The 22013-nt window shown below is 40.9% G+C and carries 24 protein-coding genes; 6 read left to right on the top strand and 18 right to left on the bottom strand.

Annotation, left to right across the window (positions count from 1 at the left end):
* Positions 1-267: 267 nt before the first annotated feature.
* Entirely contained in the window at positions 268-2649 is a 2382-nt protein-coding gene (locus ID165_RS13640) for a TonB-dependent receptor (protein ID WP_192085383.1), read from the top strand.
* Positions 2650-2730: 81 nt separating this feature from the next.
* Complete coding sequence (locus ID165_RS13635; RefSeq protein ID WP_192085382.1) at positions 2731-3792, top strand: PepSY domain-containing protein; 1062 nt, start codon at positions 2731-2733, stop codon at positions 3790-3792.
* 395 nt (positions 3793-4187) lie between these two features.
* Here the strand turns inward: ID165_RS13635 and ID165_RS13630 are convergent, their stop codons facing one another.
* The 16 genes from ID165_RS13630 to ID165_RS13555 all read right to left on the bottom strand — a co-directional run bounded on the left by ID165_RS13630 (position 4188) and on the right by ID165_RS13555 (position 16133).
* Complete coding sequence (locus ID165_RS13630; RefSeq protein ID WP_192085381.1) at positions 4188-4481, bottom strand: hypothetical protein; 294 nt, start codon at positions 4479-4481, stop codon at positions 4188-4190.
* Positions 4482-4493: 12 nt separating this feature from the next.
* A complete protein-coding gene (locus tag ID165_RS13625; protein ID WP_192085380.1) occupies positions 4494-4751 on the bottom strand; it encodes a helix-turn-helix domain-containing protein in 258 nt (85 codons plus the stop codon).
* A 41-nt stretch (positions 4752-4792) separates the two neighbouring features.
* Positions 4793-5077, bottom strand: coding sequence for a hypothetical protein (locus tag ID165_RS13620; RefSeq protein ID WP_192085379.1), 285 nt, complete (start codon positions 5075-5077; stop codon positions 4793-4795).
* Between the two features lie 111 nt (positions 5078-5188).
* The gene (locus ID165_RS13615; protein WP_192085378.1) at positions 5189-5968 is read right to left on the bottom strand and encodes a hypothetical protein; all 780 of its coding nucleotides are present in this window, start codon (positions 5966-5968) and stop codon (positions 5189-5191) included.
* A 65-nt stretch (positions 5969-6033) separates the two neighbouring features.
* The gene (gene traN, locus ID165_RS13610) at positions 6034-6891 is read right to left on the bottom strand and encodes a conjugative transposon protein TraN (RefSeq protein WP_192085377.1); all 858 of its coding nucleotides are present in this window, start codon (positions 6889-6891) and stop codon (positions 6034-6036) included.
* A gap of 10 nt (positions 6892-6901) precedes the next feature.
* Positions 6902-8209 carry a conjugative transposon protein TraM gene (gene traM / locus ID165_RS13605; RefSeq protein WP_192085376.1) on the bottom strand — a complete coding sequence of 436 codons (1308 nt, stop codon included), beginning with the start codon at positions 8207-8209 and terminating at the stop codon, positions 6902-6904.
* Positions 8206-8529, bottom strand: coding sequence for a hypothetical protein (locus ID165_RS13600; protein ID WP_192085375.1), 324 nt, complete (start codon positions 8527-8529; stop codon positions 8206-8208). Before ID165_RS13600 ends, traM begins: the two co-directional genes overlap by 4 nt.
* Positions 8530-8531: 2 nt before the next feature.
* Positions 8532-9149 (bottom strand): conjugative transposon protein TraK, encoded by a 618-nt coding sequence (gene traK / locus ID165_RS13595; protein ID WP_192085374.1) that lies wholly within the window; start codon positions 9147-9149, stop codon positions 8532-8534.
* A gap of 11 nt (positions 9150-9160) precedes the next feature.
* Positions 9161-10384 carry a conjugative transposon protein TraJ gene (gene traJ / locus ID165_RS13590; RefSeq protein ID WP_192085373.1) on the bottom strand — a complete coding sequence of 408 codons (1224 nt, stop codon included), beginning with the start codon at positions 10382-10384 and terminating at the stop codon, positions 9161-9163.
* Positions 10385-10410: 26 nt separating this feature from the next.
* Positions 10411-11037, bottom strand: a complete 627-nt coding sequence (locus ID165_RS13585; RefSeq protein WP_192085372.1) for a TerB family tellurite resistance protein — start codon at positions 11035-11037, stop codon at positions 10411-10413.
* An 11-nt stretch (positions 11038-11048) separates the two neighbouring features.
* Complete coding sequence (locus ID165_RS13580) at positions 11049-11696, bottom strand: hypothetical protein (RefSeq protein ID WP_192085371.1); 648 nt, start codon at positions 11694-11696, stop codon at positions 11049-11051.
* Between the two features lie 12 nt (positions 11697-11708).
* Positions 11709-12413: a conjugal transfer protein TraI gene (locus ID165_RS13575; protein WP_192085370.1), complete on the bottom strand. Its 705-nt coding sequence runs from the start codon at positions 12411-12413 to the stop codon at positions 11709-11711.
* A gap of 10 nt (positions 12414-12423) precedes the next feature.
* The gene (locus tag ID165_RS13570; protein ID WP_192085369.1) at positions 12424-14886 is read right to left on the bottom strand and encodes a TraG family conjugative transposon ATPase; all 2463 of its coding nucleotides are present in this window, start codon (positions 14884-14886) and stop codon (positions 12424-12426) included.
* 62 nt (positions 14887-14948) lie between these two features.
* Positions 14949-15275, bottom strand: coding sequence for a DUF4133 domain-containing protein (locus ID165_RS13565; RefSeq protein ID WP_192085368.1), 327 nt, complete (start codon positions 15273-15275; stop codon positions 14949-14951).
* Between the two features lie 17 nt (positions 15276-15292).
* Positions 15293-15622 carry a DUF4134 domain-containing protein gene (locus ID165_RS13560; protein ID WP_111612336.1) on the bottom strand — a complete coding sequence of 110 codons (330 nt, stop codon included), beginning with the start codon at positions 15620-15622 and terminating at the stop codon, positions 15293-15295.
* 64 nt (positions 15623-15686) lie between these two features.
* Positions 15687-16133 (bottom strand): hypothetical protein, encoded by a 447-nt coding sequence (locus tag ID165_RS13555; RefSeq protein WP_192085367.1) that lies wholly within the window; start codon positions 16131-16133, stop codon positions 15687-15689.
* A gap of 404 nt (positions 16134-16537) precedes the next feature.
* Between ID165_RS13555 and ID165_RS13550 the strand changes: the two genes are divergently transcribed.
* From ID165_RS13550 to ID165_RS13540, 3 genes are all read left to right on the top strand, one after another.
* Entirely contained in the window at positions 16538-17008 is a 471-nt protein-coding gene (locus ID165_RS13550) for a JAB domain-containing protein (protein WP_192085366.1), read from the top strand.
* A gap of 413 nt (positions 17009-17421) precedes the next feature.
* Positions 17422-18405, top strand: a complete 984-nt coding sequence (locus ID165_RS13545; RefSeq protein WP_192085365.1) for an ArdC family protein — start codon at positions 17422-17424, stop codon at positions 18403-18405.
* Positions 18406-18924: 519 nt separating this feature from the next.
* Positions 18925-20403 carry a Fic family protein gene (locus tag ID165_RS13540; RefSeq protein WP_192085364.1) on the top strand — a complete coding sequence of 493 codons (1479 nt, stop codon included), beginning with the start codon at positions 18925-18927 and terminating at the stop codon, positions 20401-20403.
* Positions 20404-20546: 143 nt separating this feature from the next.
* On the opposite strand, the gene ID165_RS13535 is transcribed toward ID165_RS13540, so the two are convergent.
* Positions 20547-20846 (bottom strand): DUF3892 domain-containing protein, encoded by a 300-nt coding sequence (locus tag ID165_RS13535; RefSeq protein ID WP_192085363.1) that lies wholly within the window; start codon positions 20844-20846, stop codon positions 20547-20549.
* Between the two features lie 118 nt (positions 20847-20964).
* On the bottom strand, positions 20965-21213 hold the full coding sequence (locus ID165_RS13530) for a hypothetical protein (RefSeq protein ID WP_192085362.1): 249 nt from the start codon (positions 21211-21213) through the stop codon (positions 20965-20967).
* Between the two features lie 306 nt (positions 21214-21519).
* Between ID165_RS13530 and ID165_RS13525 the strand changes: the two genes are divergently transcribed.
* On the top strand, positions 21520-21963 hold the full coding sequence (locus tag ID165_RS13525; RefSeq protein WP_192085361.1) for a hypothetical protein: 444 nt from the start codon (positions 21520-21522) through the stop codon (positions 21961-21963).
* The last annotated feature ends 50 nt before the right edge of the window (positions 21964-22013 follow it).

Raw genomic sequence — 22013 nt, 5'->3', positions numbered from 1 at the left:
TTAATTGATGGATTAAAGTAGTTTGGTGTACTTGTGATGTATTTGCCAAACGAACGATTATATTTCAGAAACCCAATTTTTTTACTCCCCCGAGATCCTAGCTCAAACCTAAGTTGAGGCCTTATTTTTTGTTTTTAATAAAATCACATTAAATCTACTGATCAACAGGTCGTTAGTCTTTTTACTCTCATATAATTAGGGTTAAGGTTTGTTAATTAAATTTCCGACTATAGATTTGCGTCCTATTTGTAATAAGTCTAAATAAAAATGAAATACTGTTTAACAATAGTTGCGATATTATTCTCAATTAGCGCTTTCTCCCAATCTGTCTTAACTGGAAAAATAACCGATCAAAAGGATCAGCCACTTATTGGGGTTAGTGTTTATGTCCAATCTTTGCAAAAAGGAGCAGTCTCGGACCATACTGGTAAATTTGAAATAGCAGGATTGGACAAAGGAACGTACAAGGTTTCATTCAGTATGATCGGTTATTTGACAGAAGTAGTGGAAATTTCAGTTGATGGTGAAGGAAAGTTAGAGTGGTTTCAGGTTCTTATGGAAGATCTAGCCAACCTAAATGAAATAGTCGTGTCTGCGAGCAGGCATTCAGAATTTCTTTCGGAAATCCCCGCTTCCGTTACTGTTGTGAATGAAAAACAGTTGGAAGACCTGAGTCAATCTACAAGTAATATCAGTGAAATTCTGGAATTTACGGTTCCAGGTTTGGGTGTTTCCACAGGTACTTTTTCCAACTGGGGGCAAACATTGAGAGGTCGTTCCCTATTGGTAATGGTCGACGGGATTCCCCAATCTTCACCTTTGAGAAATGGGCAACTCGGAATCAAATCTGTCAGTCCTTTGGATATTAGCAGAGTAGAAGTGATCAAAGGAGCTACTTCAATTTTTGGTAACGGAGGAAACGGAGGGTTTATCAACTACATTACCAAAAGACCGAATGCTTCAAGAAAAATCGAAGGCACCACAAGTCTGTGGGGCACGTCCAATTTAGCTAAAACCAAGGATGCATTGGGATATGGGGTTTACCAATCCCTAAAAGGAAAATTGGATAAATTCAGCTATTTAGTAAGTGGTAGTTTTGAACAAACTGGAAATAAATACGATGCAAATGGTGATGTGATCCTGCCAACTTATGGATTGGATAATACCCAAATCGTAACCGGATTAGCGAAAATTGACTATCAGCTATCAGATAAACAGTCAATTACTTTGGGAGGGAATATTTATAATTCACGTCAGGACACTCCTTTTATACCTGTTCCAGCGAGTTTTGAGGTACAGGAGAATGGTGATTATACCTTAACTCCAGGATACGGAGTCGAGGGATCCATTGAAGGAGAGGAACCAACTGGCTCAAAATTGATCAATGGACAGTTAACGTATAATTATTACTCGATTTTTAGAGGTTCCACCGATTTTGCCACCGATCTATATTATCAGAACACCAAAAATGTGTTCTTTTATTCAGACAAATTCGAGAATGGAGGGCAATCTGTGATCAATGCAGAAAAATTCGGTATCAGACCAAATTTCACCTCTAATATCCCAACCAAAGGCTCCACAAACATTACTTTAATTTATGGTCTGGATTTATTGAATGACAAAACGAACCAAGGTCTTCTTGATGGTAGATTATGGGTTCCCAATATTGATATGTTCAGTTGGGCTCCGTATTTGCAATCTACCGTCAAATTTGACCAAGATTGGGTGCTTAAAGTTGGGATGAGGTATGATGATATGCGATTGAATATTGATGATTATAATACCCTTCCATATTCTGCCCTTAGCGACGGTAATTTTACTCCTTCAGTAGCAGTCGAAGGAGGGGTCATTGGGTTTAATAACCTATCATTTAACGCAGGGCTTAGATTTATTAAGCATCAGGAATTTATTCCATATGTTAGTTATTCTCAGGGTTTCTCTATCTCTGATTTAGGCTCTGTTTTGAGATCTGCTACGGCATCCAATATCAACGATATTCAGCTCGAGCCGGCCGTGACTGAGAATTTTGAATTTGGGTTTACTTCCATGTTCAATAATTTCAAACTGGAGGCAGTGGGATATTATAGTACGTCAAATTTGGGTACCGGGGTGGTATTTGACGAATCCATTAATTCCTTTGTTCCCTCAAAACAGCCACAGAATATCTATGGGGCTGAAGTTGCATTGGACTATAGAGCTTTTGACAGTAAACTACTATTGGGAGTGAGCTATTCTTATGTTGAAGGGGTCAACAAAAGTACTGGCAGTGGAAGCACCTTAACCTACCTTGGCGGTGATGTCATTAATGCTCCCAAATTGACAGCCTATGTTACCTACAACCCAAGTGATAAAATCAGTACCTCACTTCGGATGACCTCTTTGGGAGATAGAGATCGATTTGATCCATATCTGGATGGAGCCGGAAATTATACCTATAGACATACCCAGTTTCCAGTAGAAGGATATACTCTTGTAAATTGGTCTGCTAACTATCAAATGCTAGAAAATCTAGGCCTTTCTTTGGCTATCAATAATTTGTTGAATGAGTTTTATTTGCCAGCCAGATCACAATGGGCAGCTCCTTTAAAGACTTTTTCTGGAACAGGGGAAGGAATCAATGCGAAGTTAAGCCTTCAATACAATTTCTAAACAGAAATTGATAAACAACAAGTATGTTTTAATTCAACCCAGAGCCTATTAAGCTTTGGGTTTTGTTATTAAGAAATCAGATTGACACGCTTCCAGAAATTCAATAGAAAACTCCATCTCTGGTTAGGAATAACTTGCGGATTGATTGCATCATTCTCGGGTTTAACAGGTTCCATGTATGTATGGCAGCCCGAAATTTCCGCATTTTTAAATTCTGATTTATTGGAAATCCAGCAAAAGGAGGAATTTGATGAGAGTTGGCTGTTGAATACGGTGAAGTCCCTGATTGAAGAAAGGGGAGGGGAAATCAGTCAAATCCATTTGCCTTATAGAGAGCAGCAAACTATTTCAATCGATTTTAAAGATGGAAAAACGGAGTATTTTCATCCTTATTCGGGTACGTATCTTGGTGAAAAATCGAATTCAATTAAATTTTTCGAAAAATTATTGATTTACCACAGGACCTTGGGAATAGCCGATTATGGTAAATATATCATCGGTACCAGCGCCTTGATTTTTGTTTTCCTCCTTTTAATGTCTGGATTGAAAATTTGGTGGGATATCTATGGAAAAAAGGTGTCAAGTGGATTTAAGCTGAAATGGAATTCGCCAAAAAGACTTTTTAATTATGATTTGCATAAAGTCCTGGGAATTTTCTTCTTCCTTCCATTAGGATTTATGGCTTTCTCAGGTGCATATTTTACCTACAATTCTTCTTACAAAGAAGTCATGCAGGTTTTTGATTTGCCTGAAAAAGTAAATCAAATGTACGTAGATCATAGCATACCGTCTTATCGTTCATTTGGTGAATACTTAACTCATTATGATGAAACTTACTTCATTCGAGCCATATATTTTCCTGTGGATGGGAATGGGAAATATAAAATAAGATTGATAGAGCGTCGGGAAATTCAAACAGGACTAAGAAAAACCAAGGAAATAGAGTTGCATCAAGATGGAAGCGTCTTTACACTATCAGATTTTCCTAATGATCCCTTAAGCTTACAAACGGCCGGTCAATTCTATCCCATCCATATTGGTGAAATAGGAGGGAAAGTTGGTCGTTTTTTAGTGTTTATATCAGGATTTATCCCTTTAGTTTTGCTGGTTTCTGGTTGGGAAATTCATAAGTTAAAAAAATAGAGGATGGATATTTTCACTTAAAAAAGGATAGAAGTTTGTTTACCCAAATAACATGTTCCTCTAATATAGATTCAAACTTGCGATCAAATAACCCTTTTGTCATAATTCAATTTGCCTCTATGTCTCTGAAGTTTATACTGAATAATTTGATTCCAGCGAAAAGGTGAAATTTCAATTTGTTAAATAAATTTGAAACTGTACCCATGGAAATAAATAAGCTGTTGAAAGAATTTCCACAAAAAACAGTGTCTTAATTATTAAAGAATATTAGATTTTTTATCTAGTAAGTAATCCGCTCAACCTAAACTTTGTTCCTACGGAGATGGATTAATTTTTTTATAAAATGTAGTTTCGAAAGGAAGGTTAGTGTCTCTTGGAGTTTTGGATAATGTTTTTTAGTTTTCCTTTATGCACTTCAATTTCACCCCACTTCCCAATTTCGGATGATAAGAAGGATTATATTCTACTAACCCTCGATCTTTTAATTCGGAGATACATTTATGATAGGTAACAATACTTTTTACTCCAGATAGTTTCATGATTTTGCGTCTGGAGATCTGAAAAGGATTGCAGCGTTTCTGCTCTTTCCAGAGTTGTAGCATGGCTAAAAAAACGGATACCCGCGTTGGTTTGATATCCCTTTCTTTTACGATTCTATCCACGTAATATTCCATTTGGAGAACTTTCATAACTGGTTACTTTTATTGTTTGAATAAAGATTTCAACTCTTCGGATTTGTAGTAATAGAGGCCTGAGATTTTAACAGGATGCAATAGTCCCCGAATCCGTAAATTCTGTAAGGCTGCATCGGAAATACTCAGCATTTTTTTTACATCCCGGCTTCTTAGCCATTCCTTTTCGTTTGGTTTATTCTCAGTTGGTTTTTCCAGTAATTTTTTGAGATCTGCAAATAGCTGAAATCGTAAGGTTTCCAAATCTTCTTTAGTGATGGTTTCCATGGTCTTGGAATTGAAATTGAATTGACTTAGGCTTGGTTACTTTAAGGTTCTTTAGCTAATGCGACCCGACTTTGACTCATACGGTTGAACGTTGGCAGGTAGCATATGTAGCCATACTCATGGAGTTGCCGGATGATTTTGAAGTAGGTGGCTGTGCTGGATATCTTAGCAGCTTTCATCAGCTCTTCCCGTTTTATTGGAAAGGGTTCAGTACCTCCATATTCTTCACGTGCATGAAGCAGCACGGAGAAAACCCCGATATGGGAAAGGCATATTCTGGGATCTTTCTCAATCCCTGCCATAAATTCCTCCAATGCTTCTTTCATCTGTACATGCTTTTTTTTAAATGGTCAGATGGAATCTTGCAAGCTAAGTAATACTTCTAATGTATTGCGTTCTCTGTCATGCTTGATTTCATCTGCTCCATTTTGGGTGAATTAACCTGCTACTCCTGCACTTTTCCTTTTTCGTGTCTTCTTCTTGGGACTCTCATCCGATTCTTCATTGACTTCCTGTTTTTGGGATTTGCTCTGTGATTCACTTTTGCCTTCCCGCTGAGTTTCTGTGGTGCGTACCTGATTAGCATCGTAGGTATTCACATTTTTGAACTGTGGGTTTGCTTCTACAAAGCGCTTTTGTTCGCCTTCACTGCCAGTAAAAGTCACCGATTGTCGGTTTCCCTTTTTTAAGGAATCCATCAGCTTGCTTTGGTCTTCAGGATTACCAAGTTCTTTTATCGGGTGCTTTTCCAATGCCTTTTGCAGATCAAAGCCGTAATTCTCATGGAACTGCTTTAGTTTAAAGTTTCCTTGATTATCCGTTTCCTTAAAGTCCAGTTGGACCCAGGCATTATACTTTTCCTGTTCCTTGTTTACCAGATCTTTGTTTACTGCACGTCCGTCCAACAGATTGTATCCTTCCTTCAATGTGATGTTGTTGTCCTTGCCGATGTAAAAGGTCTGATTGATCGCCGGTTCATCCTGTCCGGATTTGGTCAGACTCAGATCGTACTTGTTAAAGAAATACATATCAGTCATTTCTGACTTTCGAAAATGCAGGTTTGAATTGACGGTATCCCCTCCAAAATTTGCTTGATGATTTAGCGTGAAATTGGATTCTCCCTTGCTGATCTTTTCTTTTAATTGAGGCTCCAAAGCTTCGCCGAATCCGGTGTACTTAACCTGGTTTTTGAGGTAATCGAAATTTTGCTCGTTCATGATCTATGTTGTTTGTGGTTAACTGATAAAGATTTATTGATTGGTTTTTCTGTAGGTAAGGAATCTTACTCTACCACAGCTGCATGGATAATGTGGTTGTTTTTGACTTTTATTTTCAAATGTCTTCCGCCTTGTTGTTCCATTAATTCAATTCCTAAATGCTTTTGGTCTGGAATGGTAAACTTGGGAAGTGCGACTACTATAGTCTGGGTTGATTGGGCAGGAATTTGTGCTGTATTGCCAAGAATCTGAATGGGGATTTGCTCCAGTTCCTGTACTGCTGTTCGTTTGTCTTTTCTGTTGTCCCGGATAAAAAAGCGGAACTGTTCCACATCGTAGGTAATATTTGTTTGGTTCTCCAGCCTGATCTGAAAATAGAGTAGGTCTTCTTCGATGTAGATACCGGTCAGACTTAGCCCGGTCATGTATTTACGTTGTCTGATCGGCTTAATTTGCCTGTTTTTTACAGCTACTTTTTGAGCTGTTTCTAAAACGGCCACTTCATTGGATGTTCCCTTTGGGAACTCAGCTGCAGGTTTTTTGGAACCTGGAATTACAGTCAAATTGAGCTGTTGGGGATTTGCTGAATAACTTACTTTAAATGAGTAAAACTTACCGTCTGATGTGATCACAGTTAGGTTGCTATTGTTCATTTCGCTTGTTTCAGCTTTCACCTGAAGGACGTTTTCAACGGTATTTGCACGTTGAACCATGATTTCTCGATTTCCTCGGTCCACACTTTTGATGGCCTGCGGGAAAATCAGGTTGGTAGTGAGCTGCTCGCTGATCTGTAAGGAAACAGAAGGGATTGCTTGCGTAGTAAAGGATGAATTTGATTGGGCTTGTACACTACGGCCAACCAGAGAAGTTATTCCCACAAGCATTAGTGTGACTGTCCATTTTGTAAGTTGATTGCTGTTCATAGCATTGGATTTAGAAGTTAGCGTTGGTTTTTTCATCACTGAGCCAGATCTGATAACCTGCTTTTAGCGTAAACTGAATCAGTTTGGTCTTTTTGCTTAAGAAGGTTTTTGCCGTTTCGATTCCCGCACTTGCAGCCTGAGCTTCCAGTGAGGTATCGAATGTGCTGATCCCAAATCCCTGAATTGCCCGATCACTAGCTTGTGCAGTCACTTCTCTTGATAGTGATCCTGGGATGTAAATTCCTTCCATTCCATCTGCATCATGAACAGTCAAAGCCACGGGTAGGATCTGGTCATGTACCCGAATGTGCTGGATTTCAATTTTTAGACGTTCACCGTTGAGTGAAGCGGTGCCATATACCAGTTGATCTTTGGGAATAGTTAGCCCATTGATACTTGCTGCCTCAGTCAACCGAAGTTTCACTGTAGCTCCTGATGTCAGTGTTTGTGTTTCATGGATTACAGCTTTAATGGAGTTTGCCTGCTCATTTATATCGTCTGGACTTTCTAAGCCAAAGAAGCCATTTCTCTCTGCCGTAACTATTTCTCCTGCAGTAGCTGCCTCAGTAGGGTCTAAACTGGAAATATGTTGAGTATTAGAAATTGGGTTTACACTAAATACCTGGTTTTGCTGCTGGATCTGGTTGGAGCGTATTCTGGCTTGTACACGTTCAGGATGCTGTATGTCCAGAATCTGTTCGAGTAACTGGCTCATTTGCTGCATTTCAGGATCTGTGCTTGCATTTCCTGCCTGCATCTGCTGCATCATGTGATCTAGCCGATCTAAGTCTGCGCTTAGTGTTGGATCACCGGCAGTTTGAGTGAGTTGGTTTGTCTCAACTTTTTTATCGTGGACTTTAGCAATCGGCTTTTCCATAAGCGTTTGGTTGAGTGCTTCCAGTTTTTCCATAATCAACCGTTCATTCGGGTCCTGAAATTCAGCCATAGGAACACTTCCCAACCTGCCATTTTCCAAGGATTGGGAATCAGTTAGTTGATCCTCAATACCGGTGCTTTTTTCCGGTTTATAAGCCATGCGATAGTACGGGTCATTCTTTACTGCCTGTAGAAATCTAGCAGAGTCTGTTTGGGACTTTTTATAATGCCCTAGCTTGTCAAGTACTTGGGTTTTATTATCTGCAATACCTGGCAGCTCCATGTTGATTCCACTTTGCTGGCTTTGCATAGGATCAGTTGCTATCCCGTTTCCACCGCCGAGAGCCCAGAATGTAAAAGTCAAAAAGGGTACTGTGAGCAGGGGTAGCATTAGAAGAAATTTTCGTTTCTGCTGTTGTTTTTGGGTTGTTGTGTTAGTCATGGTTTATATTGTTTTGAAGTGTTAGGGTTTGAAGTGAGACTGTCGGGATCGGAATTTGAATTTCCCAAATCAGGAAAGTAGGGGAGGTTGGTTGTTGGTAATGGTTCTGTTGGAGGAGAAAAGGAGGAGCTTTTAAAAACAAGCAGGTAGGCACATCCACTTAATGAAATGAGGAGAAAGAGAATTAAGTATAGGTATTTAGCTCTTTGACTGAGTTTCTCAGTTCTGTGGTGGAGCAGTTCCGCGAATTTTTGGGCTTGGAGTTGCCCAAATTCTTGGACTGCTTCGATGGGATTGGGATGTGTTTGAGGGGTATTCATGCTTAGCGGTTTTGAATATGTGTATCTGTATTTTCCAATGTCTTCCAGCCTTCGATCAGGAAACCATGAGGATTATTATCACTGCGGGACACCTCGCGCAGGTAACCTTCAGTTACTAGTTTTCGGGTAACGATGGAGCCTGTCCGGGTCAACTGCTGGGTACCATAATACCGGAAGTAAGACGGGGTTTGCTGCAGATCAATGGATACACTGTCCATGTTGATTTCCTGACTGATATTCCCTGCAATGATATTTGAGTAGTAATTGCTTTCCGTCAGGTTATCGTATTGACGTTTTGCAGAAGCATCTGCCAGATAGAGTGCTTTGGCTGTATTGGCGATGATGACTTTTTCATCAGGATCGAGTGTGAAGAAATACCGATGAAAGGCGGATATATGATCTTTTGCCTCGACTAGAATATTATCCCTGCGGTCTGTTGCAAAAGCTTCCAAAGCCTTTCCATTGGCCAGGATGTAGACTTTTTGCTGAAGCGATGCGGTCAATTGCTGACTCTTGTAGAGGGTGAAACCTGAAAAGAGGAGACAAGCGAGGATTATCGTAAGTGTGAATAACCGGATTTGTCGAAAGGCGGTGTCTATGTTTTTTGGTTTGCTGAACATGGGTAGTAAGATTAAGAGTTGCCTTTAAGTTTGCTGGATTGAAAATCACTGCCATCCTTGAAATAACCGGCAGCCGTACCACGTGAAGCCATGGACTGGTTCATGCTTCCTGCCTTATCCCCATAGGAATCAGCAGACATACTTGATCCTCGTGTTGTAGCTATTTTGGCGGCGGAGCTGGCCATGGAAACAGTGCTGAATGCAGCTTGAGTGAAAAAGCTGGATGCTTTATGCGGAAGTGCTCCACCTGAAGCAGCATGGACAATGTAGTTGGCTACTGAGGGTACTGAGAAATAGCCTATGATACCGATCACCAAAAAGATCAGGTATCCTGTATCTGTGGCAGAGAAGAAGGTGTCCCCGGTGCTTTCGATTTGTCCTATGTCCAGCACGAGCATTTTTTCCTGTACGGTGCTGATGATGGCACCGAAGATATTGGCCACGGGTAGCCAGAGGTAGATATTAATATAGCGGGCAAGCCAGACCGTAAGAGTATGCTGGAATCCATCATAGACAGATAGACCGAAAACCAAGGGACCCAGAATGGATAGAACAACCATCTGAAAGGTTCTCAGGGTATTGATGCAAAGCGCGGCAGCTTCAAATAGCAATTGCAATATTTCAGCAAGGGCTTGTTTGATCCAATGTTTAAAATTGAAGCTCCATTTTGCATTTGAGAAAAGTTCGTTGTTCCATAAAGATTCTAAAAAACCTTCCTCCGGAGCAGTAGCTTCCTCAGGCAAACCCTGAGTGTATTTCAACCATTTTTCATAATCCCCCTCCCTGTAATTACTTCGGTACATTTGGCCTTTAATAGTCCCTTTAACGACTTCTTCTTTATGCTTCAGAAGGTTTTCAATAGCTTGGTTGGAATTGTCCATCATCGAGGCTGTAGCGTTGACAGTTGGATTCATCACTCCATTGATCAGGGAAAGAACAGATGGGAATAGCAGGATACAAAAGCCGATGGCAAATGGCCGGAACAAGGGATAGAAGTCTATGGGCTCAGCATTTGCTATGGATCGCCAGACTCTGGAGGCGATATACCATAAAGCTCCAAAGGCAGCAATTCCCTGAGCCACGCTGATCAATTGACTGCATAATGGCATCATCTCAGAGTAAAGGTCTTCCAACACGCCATGGAGTCCTCTATCATAGCCCACCTGGGCCTGAGTAGTCAGTGGTAGAAGGATGGAGAATAAAATGATAGCTATGGATTTAGGAATTACTTTCATGGCGATGGTTGAGCTTAGTTCCCTATTTATTGATAGAGGTTTTTGATTCCATTTACTTCCTGATTTGCCTTGATTCGGCTAATTGCCAGAACCTGGTTCTCCTGATTGAATGCAATTAGAAAAATCAGCTGGTCTTGCATGTGGGTATGGATCTGATCAATGGCTGCCAAGCGTTCCTCATCTGACATCCTAAGTCTATTTGCAGTTAAGACTAAGGTTAGTTCGTCGAGCTGTTGCAGACTTTTTTTGAAGAGATTGTTATACACTGAAGAGAGGTAAGAAATTTCCCTGCTCGTGAACTGACCGGAGTTTTTAAGTTTCGTAAAGGCCGATTTGTAATCCTTCACCAACTTGATTTGAAAACTGATAATTTCTGCGACTTTGTAATAGTTTTTTACCGTTGGATTTACTTGTAGCAAGCCATCCAGGAAGGCTTCATGGATTGTGAAATTTCCTGACGCGATATTTGAAATCTGTGAATAGCCGGAGTTCAGTGTGTTGTATCCTTTTTCCAGATCGCTGAGTATTTGCTTGAGCTGGCTCAGTTTGGTGACATTCAATAGTAACTGAGCAATTTCGTCTGCCTGTGCAGATGCTGGCTGAATGTTTATCGTGAAAATGAGCGGGAAAAGCAGTATCAGTAATTTTTTCATGGTTGAGTAGGTTAGAGTTGATCATGGGTATGAAAGTTTCTTGCTTGGCTAATCCCGTTTAGTTCCTGCTCTCTAAGGCTGGATAATTGAATGGCTTCCTGTCCAAACCGCATTGTATAGGAATAGATGCTTTGCATGTGCAAGAGGAGTTGTTCCAGTCTGATGATGCGCTCTGAATCAGACAGGCTGAGTTCGCTGTTTTGCAAAAGGGCTTGTAGCTCAGTGAGCAGTTGCCCAATTTCTTTTTGAATGTTTAAAAAGACTTGGCTGACCACATTTTCTTCGGAAGCATTGAGCTGATTGAGTGAGCTAAGTTGCTTTTGGTATTGTCTTGATACCTGTTGAATAGTTGAAGCCAACTCTATTATTTGCCGGGTGTCTGGATGGTTTTTTACTTTAGAATTTACCTTCTCAAAAGACTGGAAATGATCCTTATGCTGATCAAAGTCTCCATTTGTAATGTTACTGACCAAGCTGAGCCCTCGTTGGCTAACCTCATAACCTTTTTTAAGGACAGTACGGTAGGATTGTAATGCAAAGATCTGCTCGGCCAGATACTTCTTTTTGGTCTGCTTTTGTTGAAACCATTCCTGGAAGTTCTGTGCTGATACTGGCAAGGCCGTAGCGATGAGGAAAAGGAAAATAAGTAGCTTTTTCATAGGTATAGGGTGTTAGGGTTGGATCCCGTAGAGTAGCTGTATGTGTGAAATCTCTGTGTTGCTTCTCGCCCGTTGTAAACTCAGCTGTCCGTTGCTGCGGTTAAATGAGAGCAAGTCCTGGTAGTTTTGGTCTACCTTTAGAGCAGTTTCATTCAGTAGGGTCAGTCTTTCTCCATCACTCATTTGAAGGGTAAATGCTTTGATAAGAATTGACAGTTGATCCAGGTTTTCTACCGTATCTCCCAGAATTCCGGCATACACCTGCCCCATGTACTCTTTTTCCTGGATGGTGAAATGATCATCCTGCTGGATTACTGCCCAGACTTTTTTGTATTCAGTGACAATCAGTGTTTGTTTTTGGGCGATGTCACGCACCCGATGGTAGCTGGAAATCGCTGATTTGACCTGTTGGAGCTCGTCGAAATATTTTTCGTAGAGTTCGCGTTGCTTTTCTGTCCAGCTGGAGATCTCATCCAACTTGAGTTTGGACATGGTGTTTTCCAATACTTTTTGGGCATTCTGTAGCCAGATCACTTTATTTTGCTGCCTCTGGATTTGAAGATCTACTGCAACGATGACTTTCTTGACAGCAGCCTTAATGATCTCCACAATAGGAATTGTTGCTGCCGCCTGAGTCCGGGTTGGCGGAAGGATAAATGCTACACAAAGTACCGTGAGCAGGACTGTAAGGCGGATGTTTTTATGGGAGCTAATCATGGCTGTGTTTTTAGTGTTGGACTTGTTCTACTGTAAGTGCTGCTATTCCTTTTTGTATGGAGCCGTATCGATGGGCATAATCCATCACCTTGATTTTCTCGGTTTCTTCAGTCGTATAGGCGAGGTACTCTTCTTTGGATACCTCGGTACGATACACTTTGGAGAGCATTCCTCCCAGACTGATGAATACCTCCTTGTAGATGCGATTGGGATCATTGGCCTTGTTGACTGAAAGTACCATTGCCCGTTCCTTGTCAGTTAAGCCCAAGAGTTCTTGGATCTGATCAAATTTGTTCTGGTACTTGGATTGGTCCAGTAGGATCTTGCAATCACTGTTGTTGATGATGGCCTGCTTAACCACAGGGGAGCTGATGATATCCTCGACTTCCTGGGTGACTACAATGGCTTCCCCGAAGAACTTTCGGACTGTTTTAAATAAGTATTTGATGTATTCAGCCATGCCTTCCTTGGCAATGGCTTTCCAGGCTTCCTCAATGAGAATCAGTTTGCGGATGCCTTTGAGCTTGCGCATTTTGTTGATGAAGACTTCCATGATGATGATGGTCACCACTGGGAATAGGATAGGATGGTCTTTGATATTGTCCAGTTCAAAGACAATGAATCGCTCCTGAAGCAAGTCCAGGTTCTCAGTGGCATTTAAGAGGTAATCGAATTCTCCCCCTCTGTAATAGGGGCGAAGCACATAAAGGAAATTGCTGATGTCAAAATCCTTCTCCTTGACTTTATCGATTTGAAGAAGAGGCAGAAAGTCTGACTTCACGTACTCGTAAAAGCTGTTGAAACTCGCAAATAGGGATGAATCTGAAGCCAATTTTTCATAATATCCTTTTAAGGCATTGGATAGCGCTACATACTCGCTACGCGTGAAGGTTTCGTTGTCTTTTTTCCAGAGTGCAAGCAGCAACGTCTTGATGCTTTCTTTTTTTTCGGTATCCAGCTGGTCACCTTCAGCAATGTAAAAGGGATTGAATTGGATCGGGTTTTTCTCATCATAAGTGAAGTAATAACCTCCGACCAGATCACAGAGTCCTTTGTAGGAATGCCCCACATCCACAAGGACTACATGCGTTCCCTGCTCGTAATAACTGCGGATCATGTGATTGGTGAAAAATGATTTGCCGCTACCACTTGGACCAAGGATGAATTTGTTTCTGTTGGTGCAGATGCCTCTTTTCACAGGTTCATCGGATAGATCCACATGAACTGGTTTTCCAGTGAGCCGGTCTCCCAAGCGAATTCCAAATGGACTGAGCGAGTTGCGATAGCCAGTTTCCAGATTTAGGAAACAACTGGCTTGCTCCACAAAGGTGTCAAAGCTATCATTCATCGGAAAGTCGGCACTGTTGCCAGGAATTCCTGCCCAGAAGATCTGGGCAGCTCCGACGGTTTCTTCCCTTGCAGTAGCCTCCATCTGGGAGAGGGCAGCGCCAACCTGCTTTTTGATTTCAGGGATCTGTAGCGGGTCTTCTGTCCAGGTTAGGATATTAAAGTGGGCTTTAACTGGTAGCCTTTGTTCACTGATCGCCTCATTCAAATAGTCATTGGTCGCATCCCTTGCAATGGCATTTTCCCTGCTGTAATTGGCAAGTGACTGGAGACGGAGCCGTTTGGATTCCAGTCTTTTTAGCGTTTGCTGTACATCTTCAATAAAGATGTACTGGTTGTAGATGTGGTTGCAGGGTAGGAGTTGCCCCAGCGCTGAGGCAAAGCCTACGCTGAATTTGGTAGTGTCCGTACTGTATTTGTCGTAGTTGATTCTGCTTCCGCAAAGAGAAGGCAAATCACTGGCATCGGAAAGGGTGAATAAACGGCAGTGCTTGTTACCAATGCTTAGGCTTTGTTTGAAGTTAATGTCTGAAAGCCAGGTTGGTTCCTTGGATTCCGAGAGACTACAGTATTTTTCCAGTATTCCCTTTTGGGTTCGAGTGCTGTAAATGTCGAGTTCTTTTAGTCGCTTTATATGCACAAATCCACTGTCGGTCAGGATGCGTTCGAACTGTCCGCAGGTATCCAGAAAGTTGGGAATGGTGCCAGCAAGAATCAATTCCTCAGGTACAATATGGGAGCGGAGTAGGGTGGAAAACAGGCTGCTTGAAACCTTCCTGTTTTTAGGACTTAGCGTTAAGTATAGGTAACAGCAATGATCTAAATAGGGACGTTCGTGAAAGAAACGCTCACTACTTCTATGCAGAAAGCTTTCTTCGGATTCCGTGAAATTAGCTTGATGGCGGCTGTCTATAAACCAATCCTGTTTGTGTAGAATACTGTGCTTGGGAAGTGATTTGATAGCCTTGATCCACACCTGATGAAAGGCTTCGTATTCCTGATTACTTAAGGTAAAGATCTCTGGAAGTTCTGCCTGGAAAGCTACCGTGATATCCCCTTGTTTGGAAAGGATACAGTCCTGCTCTATACTCAGGATAGGAGAATGGGTTTCAAGTGGTCTTTCCATGGATTGGTTTTATTTTCTCTTTGGGAATGAGGGTTTTTGTGGGTTTGACTAGCGTATATGGGCTATTTTTTAGTTTTGGGTTTCCGATAGATCCCTCTTGATTTAATGCGGATGGCATGTGGGATCTGACGGTGGGCAAGCTTTTTCATCATGCCGTATTCCCCATATTTATGGCTGAGTTGATAGACCTTGACGACTAAAACTGATCCTGAGATTGCGATAATGATCAGACAGATAAAAGGATTTACCCCAAGAATAAAGAGGATGGCGAAGCTGACAAGTAGTGCAAGCACACAGGCACCGAGATACCAGATGTACTGGGCTTTTAATCCTTTGAATTCGATGGACTTATTGATGCCTTTATTGATTTTATAGATGCTAGTTCCCATGGGTGTGTAAGTTTTGATTATACCCCGAAGAAGGATTTGATGACTGTGGCGACTACCACGAGAAACACGCAGCTTCCAAACCAGGCAGCGGCAACTTTTCCGGTGTCCGGGTCGCCTGCATTCCATTTTTGGTAAACTTTTACTGCGCCTATCAATCCCAGAATAGCGCCGATGGCATACATCAGACTTGTGCCTGCATCAAAGTAGCTTCGCACCTGTCGGTTGGCTTCGTTGATTCCTGCAAGACCATCCTGGGCTTTTGCAGTCAGTGTAGAAAAAACTAGCAGTAGGGCAGACAAGCCTGCTCTTGACTTGGATGAGGTAAGGAGTTGCTGGTTCTTTTTCATATTTGCTTTATTTAGTGGTTGTTGTGATGCTGTAAAGTTTTGGGAGGGTTATGCTTGATTGGGATTAAGGAGAATGAGCAGCCCAAGCTTCTTCGAGTTCTGTTTCGCTGAAGGAAATCCTGCACTGCTTTTCAGCGTTTTCTAAAATGAAATTGATAACGGCAACCCGGTAGGCGGGCTCCCGAAGCCCGGTGTGGTTTGACAGCATCTGGATCAGCTGCAATAGCAATGTTTCCTTGCTTGTCCTTTTTTGTCCCGCCTTCCCGAGGATGCCGCTTAATTCCGCAACTGTTGTTTCCAACTCTTCAAAATGATCAGTAGGCTTTCCATCAGTCCTCCTGTGGTCCTGCTCCTCTTCCTGTTGACGGTTCTGACTGATCTTATTTATCCTGCCGGAAAGCAGGCTGCGAAATTCTTTTGGGTAGTATGCTACCAGTATGGTTATATAGTAAGCCGCTATGCCTACTGCCAAGGTGCTGAAGTATGTGTTCCAGGTAATTGCTTCCAACATAGTGCGACTGTTTTAAGTCAGCGTCCTTGTTTTGTCTCGCTGACAGAAGCAAATGTGGGTATGATAAATCCCTGTTTTTTACACCGTTGTGGTAGCTACCAAAAAAAATGAAAGTATTTTTAGGTTGGGGAGTATGTATTTACTGACATCTTGCCTTAGTGGTATGCATATATATCTAGATGGTTATTTGGGATTTATTCTAGGGAATTTGATAGCAAAAAAAAATGAGAGTTTTGGCCCCTGAATTCCTCACCAAGTTAGTCCTCTGGGCTCTGGGCGACCGAAAGCTTCCGGCATAAAGCCGCTTGCTGCGCTGCGCTTTTTATTCCTTTGCCTTCCGGTCTTTGTCGCCCACGGCCTGATGAAGCTTCATAATTCATTGTTCCACAAAAACGAAAAAGATTATGAAGACCCAAGAAAGAAAAATTGATTTGTTTGAAGTAGCTGAGATCAAACTGAGCTACAGCGCAAAAGTAAAAGCTTCACTTCGTCCAAGAGTAGAAAGCTCAAGACAGGTGTATGAGGTTTTTGCCAAAGCCTGGGATCAGGACAGGATAGAGTTTGTTGAGGATTTTAAAGTGATGCTGCTGTCTAGGGCAAACAGGGTTCTTGGTATCGTAACTATCAGTTCTGGAGGAACAGCAGGAACTATTGTAGATGTAAAACTAGTCTATGCAGCTGCTATCAAATCAAATTCCAGTTCTGTTATCTTGGCTCATAATCATCCGAGCGGAAATCTACTTCCCTCAGAACAGGATAAAAGATTGACACAGCGAGTAAAAGAAGCTGGAAGAATCCTAGATATTCCGGTACTGGATCATGTAATCATGACTGCAGAAGGATATTATTCATTTGCCGATGAGGGGGAGCTTTAGGCTTCCTTTTTTATTTTTCTGAATTCAACTCCGTTTTTCATTTTCGATCAGTACGTATGTTTTTATTCAAAGTCATTTTTGCTTTTAGATACGATAAAAATGTGATTGTGATTTCAATAAGTTGACCTATTTCAAATCAGTAAGTCATATAGAGCAAGTTTTTCAAATGCAATTTTGAGGGTTCTTTAGTGTAATGGTTCTTTAGGGGTATTGTGTGAGCCTACAGTAAAACTTTAATTTTTTCTATTCCTTCTTCAGCCAATTTAGCCAGAACCGGTCACACGAGGCAAGAGACTTCGGCATAAATCCCATGCTTTCGCCCCTGCTGGTTTATTCCGATTCCTCTTGCACTTAGTGCCCGGCACAGGCTGGTGCAGCTTCATAAGTATTTGTCAAACCAAAACACAATAGCTATGAAGACTGAAGCAAAAAGATCAGTAAGTGAGACTCCTATAAGGAAGGGCCAGGAAGCCTATTCAAGTAAGGCTGTAATCTCAAGACAGGCAAAAGGATCATCGGATATCTATCAGAAGTTTACCGATCTGATTATCGAGAAACTGGAACAGGGAGTGATTCCCTGGAAGCAACCTTGGCATGAGATGGGATTGCCTTCCAATTACCTCACCAAGAAACCTTATAAAGGGATTAATCTCTGGCTGTTATTATCCTGTGGACATCAGTATCCGTATTACCTGACTTTCAAACAGGCCAATTCATTGGGAGGTAAAATAAAGAAGGGTGCAAAGGCTCTTCCCATCTGCTACTGGAACTTTGTCTTCAGGGACAAAAAGACAGGGAAGACGATTCCCGAGAGCAAACTGGACTTCTATGATCTTAAACAGGTGGGTAGATCCGGATTTCTCAGAGAATTCAAGGTCTTTCCTATAGAACAGATCGAAGGGATAGATTGGGAGTTTCCAGAGGCATCACCTAACACCCAGATACCGGTAAATGGGGCCTGCCAGAAAATTTATGCAGAAATGGTAAGACCTCCCGAGTTGATTCATCAAGGTTCCATGGCATATTACAGAACGGATCTTGATCAAATTACCATGCCGGAAAGGAAATTGTTTCCATCGAGCGAAGCCTATTTTGGAGTGCTTTACCATGAGCTTTGCCATGCGACAGGGCATTCTTCGAGACTTAATAGGACAGAGATCACAAAACCACATTCATTTTATGATTCCGGGTATGCAAGGGAAGAACTTTTGGCGGAAATGGGTGCAGGTTACCTAAATAACTACACAGGGATATTGGATGAAAATCTGCTGGAAAACTCAGCAGCGTATATCCAAAGCTGGTTAAAGGAACTTCGGAACGACAAACATCTACTAATAGACGCAGCCAGCAAAGCGCAGAAAGCAGTCGATTATATTCTCAATGAGTGTCCATTCTAGAGAAAGGGGAGCTATCCCCTTTTTTTGTCATGACTGGATACTGAAAAGGGTTTGGTCTATAAAAGATCCGTATTTAAAACTGAAGCTATTGAGCAGTTGGTGGATCTTTCGAAGGGTAAAAGATGAAAACATATGCTACCAATGGCCACGTGACTTACTGAATTGAAAAATTCAATGTGGCCAGGGAAGCAAGAGTTAGTGAAGAATTACCGGTGTTTGTCTTTTCAGTAGTTTACCGAAAGATGTTTTTTTAGATTGGTTGGAATTGTTTAGTGGTGGAAACTTATGATGGTTTTCTTAGGTAAGTACTTAGAAGTTCAAGCTGGGATGATCTATCTATATTGGAAAATATTCTCATTTTGAAGCTTTATAACTGAAAATATTTAACATTTTTAGTTAAAATCGCTCATGTATTGGAAAAAACTTGCAAGGATAATTTTCCTTATAATAGAAAATATTTGTCTGTTAGTTATTTATAATGGAAAATATTTATAAAATTGAGCTTCAACCTGATTTATAATGGAAAAAAACATCCCAATCCACTTACAGGAAATTATATATAGCTCCTCTGATCCAACCATCTCCAGATTTGTTTCAAAACTGGAAAAAGAAGGTAAAATCAGAAAAATTGCACCTAGATTATATTCAGCTAATTTCGAGGATAGTCCAGCAGCTATCATAAGAAGAAATCTGTTTTCTGTTCTTGGGAAATTATATCCAGGAGCAGTATTAAGCCATCGTTCTGCGCTGGAATTTAAGCCTACGAATGCAGGTCAGATATTTCTGACGTATAAATACACCAAGAAAATTGAATTGCCGGGCATAATGATCCACTTTTTGAAAGGTAACGGGCCAATAGAAGGAGACAACCCATTATCTGGGGAGTTGTATGCTTCCCAACGTGAACGGGTATTTTTGGAGAATCTACAGGTCTCAAGAAGACCGGGGCCTGATTCAAAAACGTTGACATTTCCTGAAATAGAAGATCGCCTGGAACAAATTATAAGGGTAAATGGAGAACAGGAGCTGAATAAAATAAGAGACCGGGCTAGGATCCTAGCGAAGGAATTAAATATGCAAACCGAGTTTGATAAACTAAACAAGATAATCAGTGCACTACTGACAACGCATCCGGCAACTATATTAAAATCTCCGGTAGCTGCCGCACGTGCATTTGGTAATCCCTATGATCCTGCCAGGATTAGTTTATTCGAAATGTTGTTTCAGGAATTGGTTCAACAGGAATTCAAATACAGGGAAGAGCAAAACCTCAGTAACAAGTCGTACAGGAATTTTGCGTTTTTTGAAAGTTATTTTTCTAATTACATCGAGGGTACCGTTTTCGAAGTTGCGGAAGCAAAGCAAATTATCCAGACCCAACAACCACTTTTAAAGAGAAATGAAGATTCGCATGACGTTTTGGGGACCTACAAGATTGTCTCAAATAAAAGCGAAATGAGTACTACTCCCAATTCACCTGAGGAATTACTTACCATATTGAGTTATAGACACCAGCTATTGTTATCAGCTAGGGCAGATAAGAATCCCGGAAGTTTTAAGCATATTAATAATTATGCCGGTCAAACTGAATTTGTTGATTCTTCACTTGTAAGGGGAACGCTGATCAAAAGTTTTGACTTTTACCAAGCACTCAAGCACCCATTTGCGAAGGCAGCCTATATTATGTTCGTTATCAGCGAAATTCATCCGTTTTTGGATGGAAACGGGCGTGTGGCCAGGGTAATGATGAATGCTGAGCTAACAAAAGCAATGCAATCCAAAATAATAATACCAACAGTATATAGGGAGGATTATTTGGGAGCCTTAAGAAAATTAACCAGACAAAATGATCCTAAGCCCTATATTCGAATGCTTTCCCGCACCCATGAATTTAGCGCCACGATTGTAAGCGAAGACATGGACAAAATGCAGGCACTGTTGGAACAAAGCAATGCCTTTTTGGAACATACAGAGGGAAAATTAAGAATTATTGGCTAAGTGCCCAGTAACTATTGATAGCTACATCCAATTGCACCTATTCGGATACTATTTGCGGCAATGCCTCTTTCTTATCCTGTACTCTGTATTACCTATGGTTAGGTAAGGAAATATGGAATCTGGCATTATTTCGGATTATCAGATTAAAGAATTTCCTCCCAATTGATTTCCGGTAGATCTTCCAGTATGTTGTGGAGGTAACCGTCTCCCTGGGCAAATAATATCGGAGGTGTGTTTTCGGTCTCTTTGATTCGCACCGGGATTTCATTGGTGTTTGCTAAAACAAACAACTCCCAACTTCCGGAACGTATCCCTTCGATAGCCTCTTTGGTGCTGATCGCCCATCGCTGACCAGTATTGTTAACTCCTCCGATCTTTAGGATAAGAATTGAATCTTTACTCTTGGAATCCTTTTGTATAAAATGGACGATTAATTTTCTCATGTGTTTGATCTATTCTCGTACAAATATGTCAAATAATATAGAGGAAGTATTAGTTCGTCTACCAAATGCTGATTTATTCTCTAGTCGGAGTGCAAACGGTTATATGATTTTTTTCGCTCTATTCCCTCACCGACTTTAGTTTTACTCCCTTTTCCAGAAGCATTTGTAGGAGAATAGAACCATCCTTTTCATTATCCTGCTCAATAAATCCTCGGATTGCTCTGGAAAGAGATGCAATTTCATGCGCCTTTTTAAGGCGATCAAAAGGGAATGGATCTGGATTTGTGCTTATAATCAAGCTTACTTTTATTTCCACACGCTTCTCTATCCCTTTTAATTCACTACATATTTCTGCCCAGTTGTACATGCGATTTTTGAAATGATTCTTATCGCAATATCGAATGACTTTGAGTTAATATTTTGGTTCTGCCTTGTTTTAAATTCTTTTTGAACCAAACTGTCTCAGTGGTTTTGAAAAATAAGGGAAGGGCTGTGTGTTCGCCATAATCTTCGAGGCAAGGCCTCTTTTATCTTGGCGGTTAATTTAAAAAGGTAATAAATTTCCCCGACCAAGTCATCCCGGAATTTGAGACTGAGTTTGTTGAATTAGTAAAGTGTTAACGGTCACTTCTCAAAAACTATCTTATATTTAAATGGTCATAGATAATTAGTAATGAGGAACTTAAATGGTTATTCTGATTGGGAGCATAGAAGAGACAGGGAAATCGCATTGATTGATTCAGAAACCAGGTCATTAAATGTGTGGTTTTTTAGGGTTTTCATCCTATTCCCTATTATTGTTCTAGTTTTAATTATTACAAATGAATTACTGGGTAATTCTTACAAAGCAAAAGGAACTGTAGTTGGATTTTCTTTTTCTGAGGGTGAATGGGTGGGACCGCCGTCAATGTTTTCTGATCATCCTAGTATGATGTCTTCATTTACCCATTATAGAGAAGATGCGTATAATGTGAGTGCATTAACGGAATCAGGTGAAGTCATATCGTTTTTATGTTTTTCATGTAAGGCATCCAGTTATAAAAGTGGTGATTCTGTTGATTTCATCATTTCCAAACCCTTAGTAGGCCGAGCAAAGTATTCAGAAGCGAAGAAGTAGCTTTCGGCTTATATTATACAGGATTTTTGAAGTAAATTAATTGTTTGCTC

It is taken from the genome of Algoriphagus sp. Y33 (assembly GCF_014838715.1).
GTDB lineage: Bacteria > Bacteroidota > Bacteroidia > Cytophagales > Cyclobacteriaceae > Algoriphagus.
This window is presented reverse-complemented; position numbering and strand designations above follow the sequence as displayed.

Bases quoted from the DNA above. Each gene is read 5' to 3' on its own strand.
- traM (WP_192085376.1), bottom strand. From the start codon at position 8,209: ATGACTAACACAACAACCCAAAAACAACAGCAGAAACGAAAATTTCTT.
- ID165_RS13630 (WP_192085381.1), bottom strand. From the start codon at position 4,481: ATGAAAGTTCTCCAAATGGAATATTACGTGGATAGAATCGTAAAAGAA.
- ID165_RS13575 (WP_192085370.1), bottom strand. From the start codon at position 12,413: ATGATTAGCTCCCATAAAAACATCCGCCTTACAGTCCTGCTCACGGTA.
- ID165_RS13530 (WP_192085362.1), bottom strand. From the start codon at position 21,213: ATGTACAACTGGGCAGAAATATGTAGTGAATTAAAAGGGATAGAGAAG.
- ID165_RS13550 (WP_192085366.1), top strand. From the start codon at position 16,538: ATGAAGACCCAAGAAAGAAAAATTGATTTGTTTGAAGTAGCTGAGATC.
- ID165_RS13625 (WP_192085380.1), bottom strand. From the start codon at position 4,751: ATGGAAACCATCACTAAAGAAGATTTGGAAACCTTACGATTTCAGCTA.
- ID165_RS13570 (WP_192085369.1), bottom strand. From the start codon at position 14,886: ATGGAAAGACCACTTGAAACCCATTCTCCTATCCTGAGTATAGAGCAG.
- ID165_RS13600 (WP_192085375.1), bottom strand. From the start codon at position 8,529: ATGAATACCCCTCAAACACATCCCAATCCCATCGAAGCAGTCCAAGAA.
- ID165_RS13560 (WP_111612336.1), bottom strand. From the start codon at position 15,622: ATGAAAAAGAACCAGCAACTCCTTACCTCATCCAAGTCAAGAGCAGGC.
- traN (WP_192085377.1), bottom strand. From the start codon at position 6,891: ATGAACAGCAATCAACTTACAAAATGGACAGTCACACTAATGCTTGTG.
- ID165_RS13640 (WP_192085383.1), top strand. From the start codon at position 268: ATGAAATACTGTTTAACAATAGTTGCGATATTATTCTCAATTAGCGCT.
- ID165_RS13545 (WP_192085365.1), top strand. From the start codon at position 17,422: ATGAAGACTGAAGCAAAAAGATCAGTAAGTGAGACTCCTATAAGGAAG.
- ID165_RS13525 (WP_192085361.1), top strand. From the start codon at position 21,520: ATGAGGAACTTAAATGGTTATTCTGATTGGGAGCATAGAAGAGACAGG.
- ID165_RS13620 (WP_192085379.1), bottom strand. From the start codon at position 5,077: ATGAAAGAAGCATTGGAGGAATTTATGGCAGGGATTGAGAAAGATCCC.
- ID165_RS13540 (WP_192085364.1), top strand. From the start codon at position 18,925: ATGGAAAAAAACATCCCAATCCACTTACAGGAAATTATATATAGCTCC.
- traK (WP_192085374.1), bottom strand. From the start codon at position 9,149: ATGTTCAGCAAACCAAAAAACATAGACACCGCCTTTCGACAAATCCGG.
- ID165_RS13565 (WP_192085368.1), bottom strand. From the start codon at position 15,275: ATGGGAACTAGCATCTATAAAATCAATAAAGGCATCAATAAGTCCATC.
- ID165_RS13535 (WP_192085363.1), bottom strand. From the start codon at position 20,846: ATGAGAAAATTAATCGTCCATTTTATACAAAAGGATTCCAAGAGTAAA.
- ID165_RS13555 (WP_192085367.1), bottom strand. From the start codon at position 16,133: ATGTTGGAAGCAATTACCTGGAACACATACTTCAGCACCTTGGCAGTA.
- traJ (WP_192085373.1), bottom strand. From the start codon at position 10,384: ATGAAAGTAATTCCTAAATCCATAGCTATCATTTTATTCTCCATCCTT.
- ID165_RS13615 (WP_192085378.1), bottom strand. From the start codon at position 5,968: ATGAACGAGCAAAATTTCGATTACCTCAAAAACCAGGTTAAGTACACC.
- ID165_RS13580 (WP_192085371.1), bottom strand. From the start codon at position 11,696: ATGAAAAAGCTACTTATTTTCCTTTTCCTCATCGCTACGGCCTTGCCA.
- ID165_RS13585 (WP_192085372.1), bottom strand. From the start codon at position 11,037: ATGAAAAAATTACTGATACTGCTTTTCCCGCTCATTTTCACGATAAAC.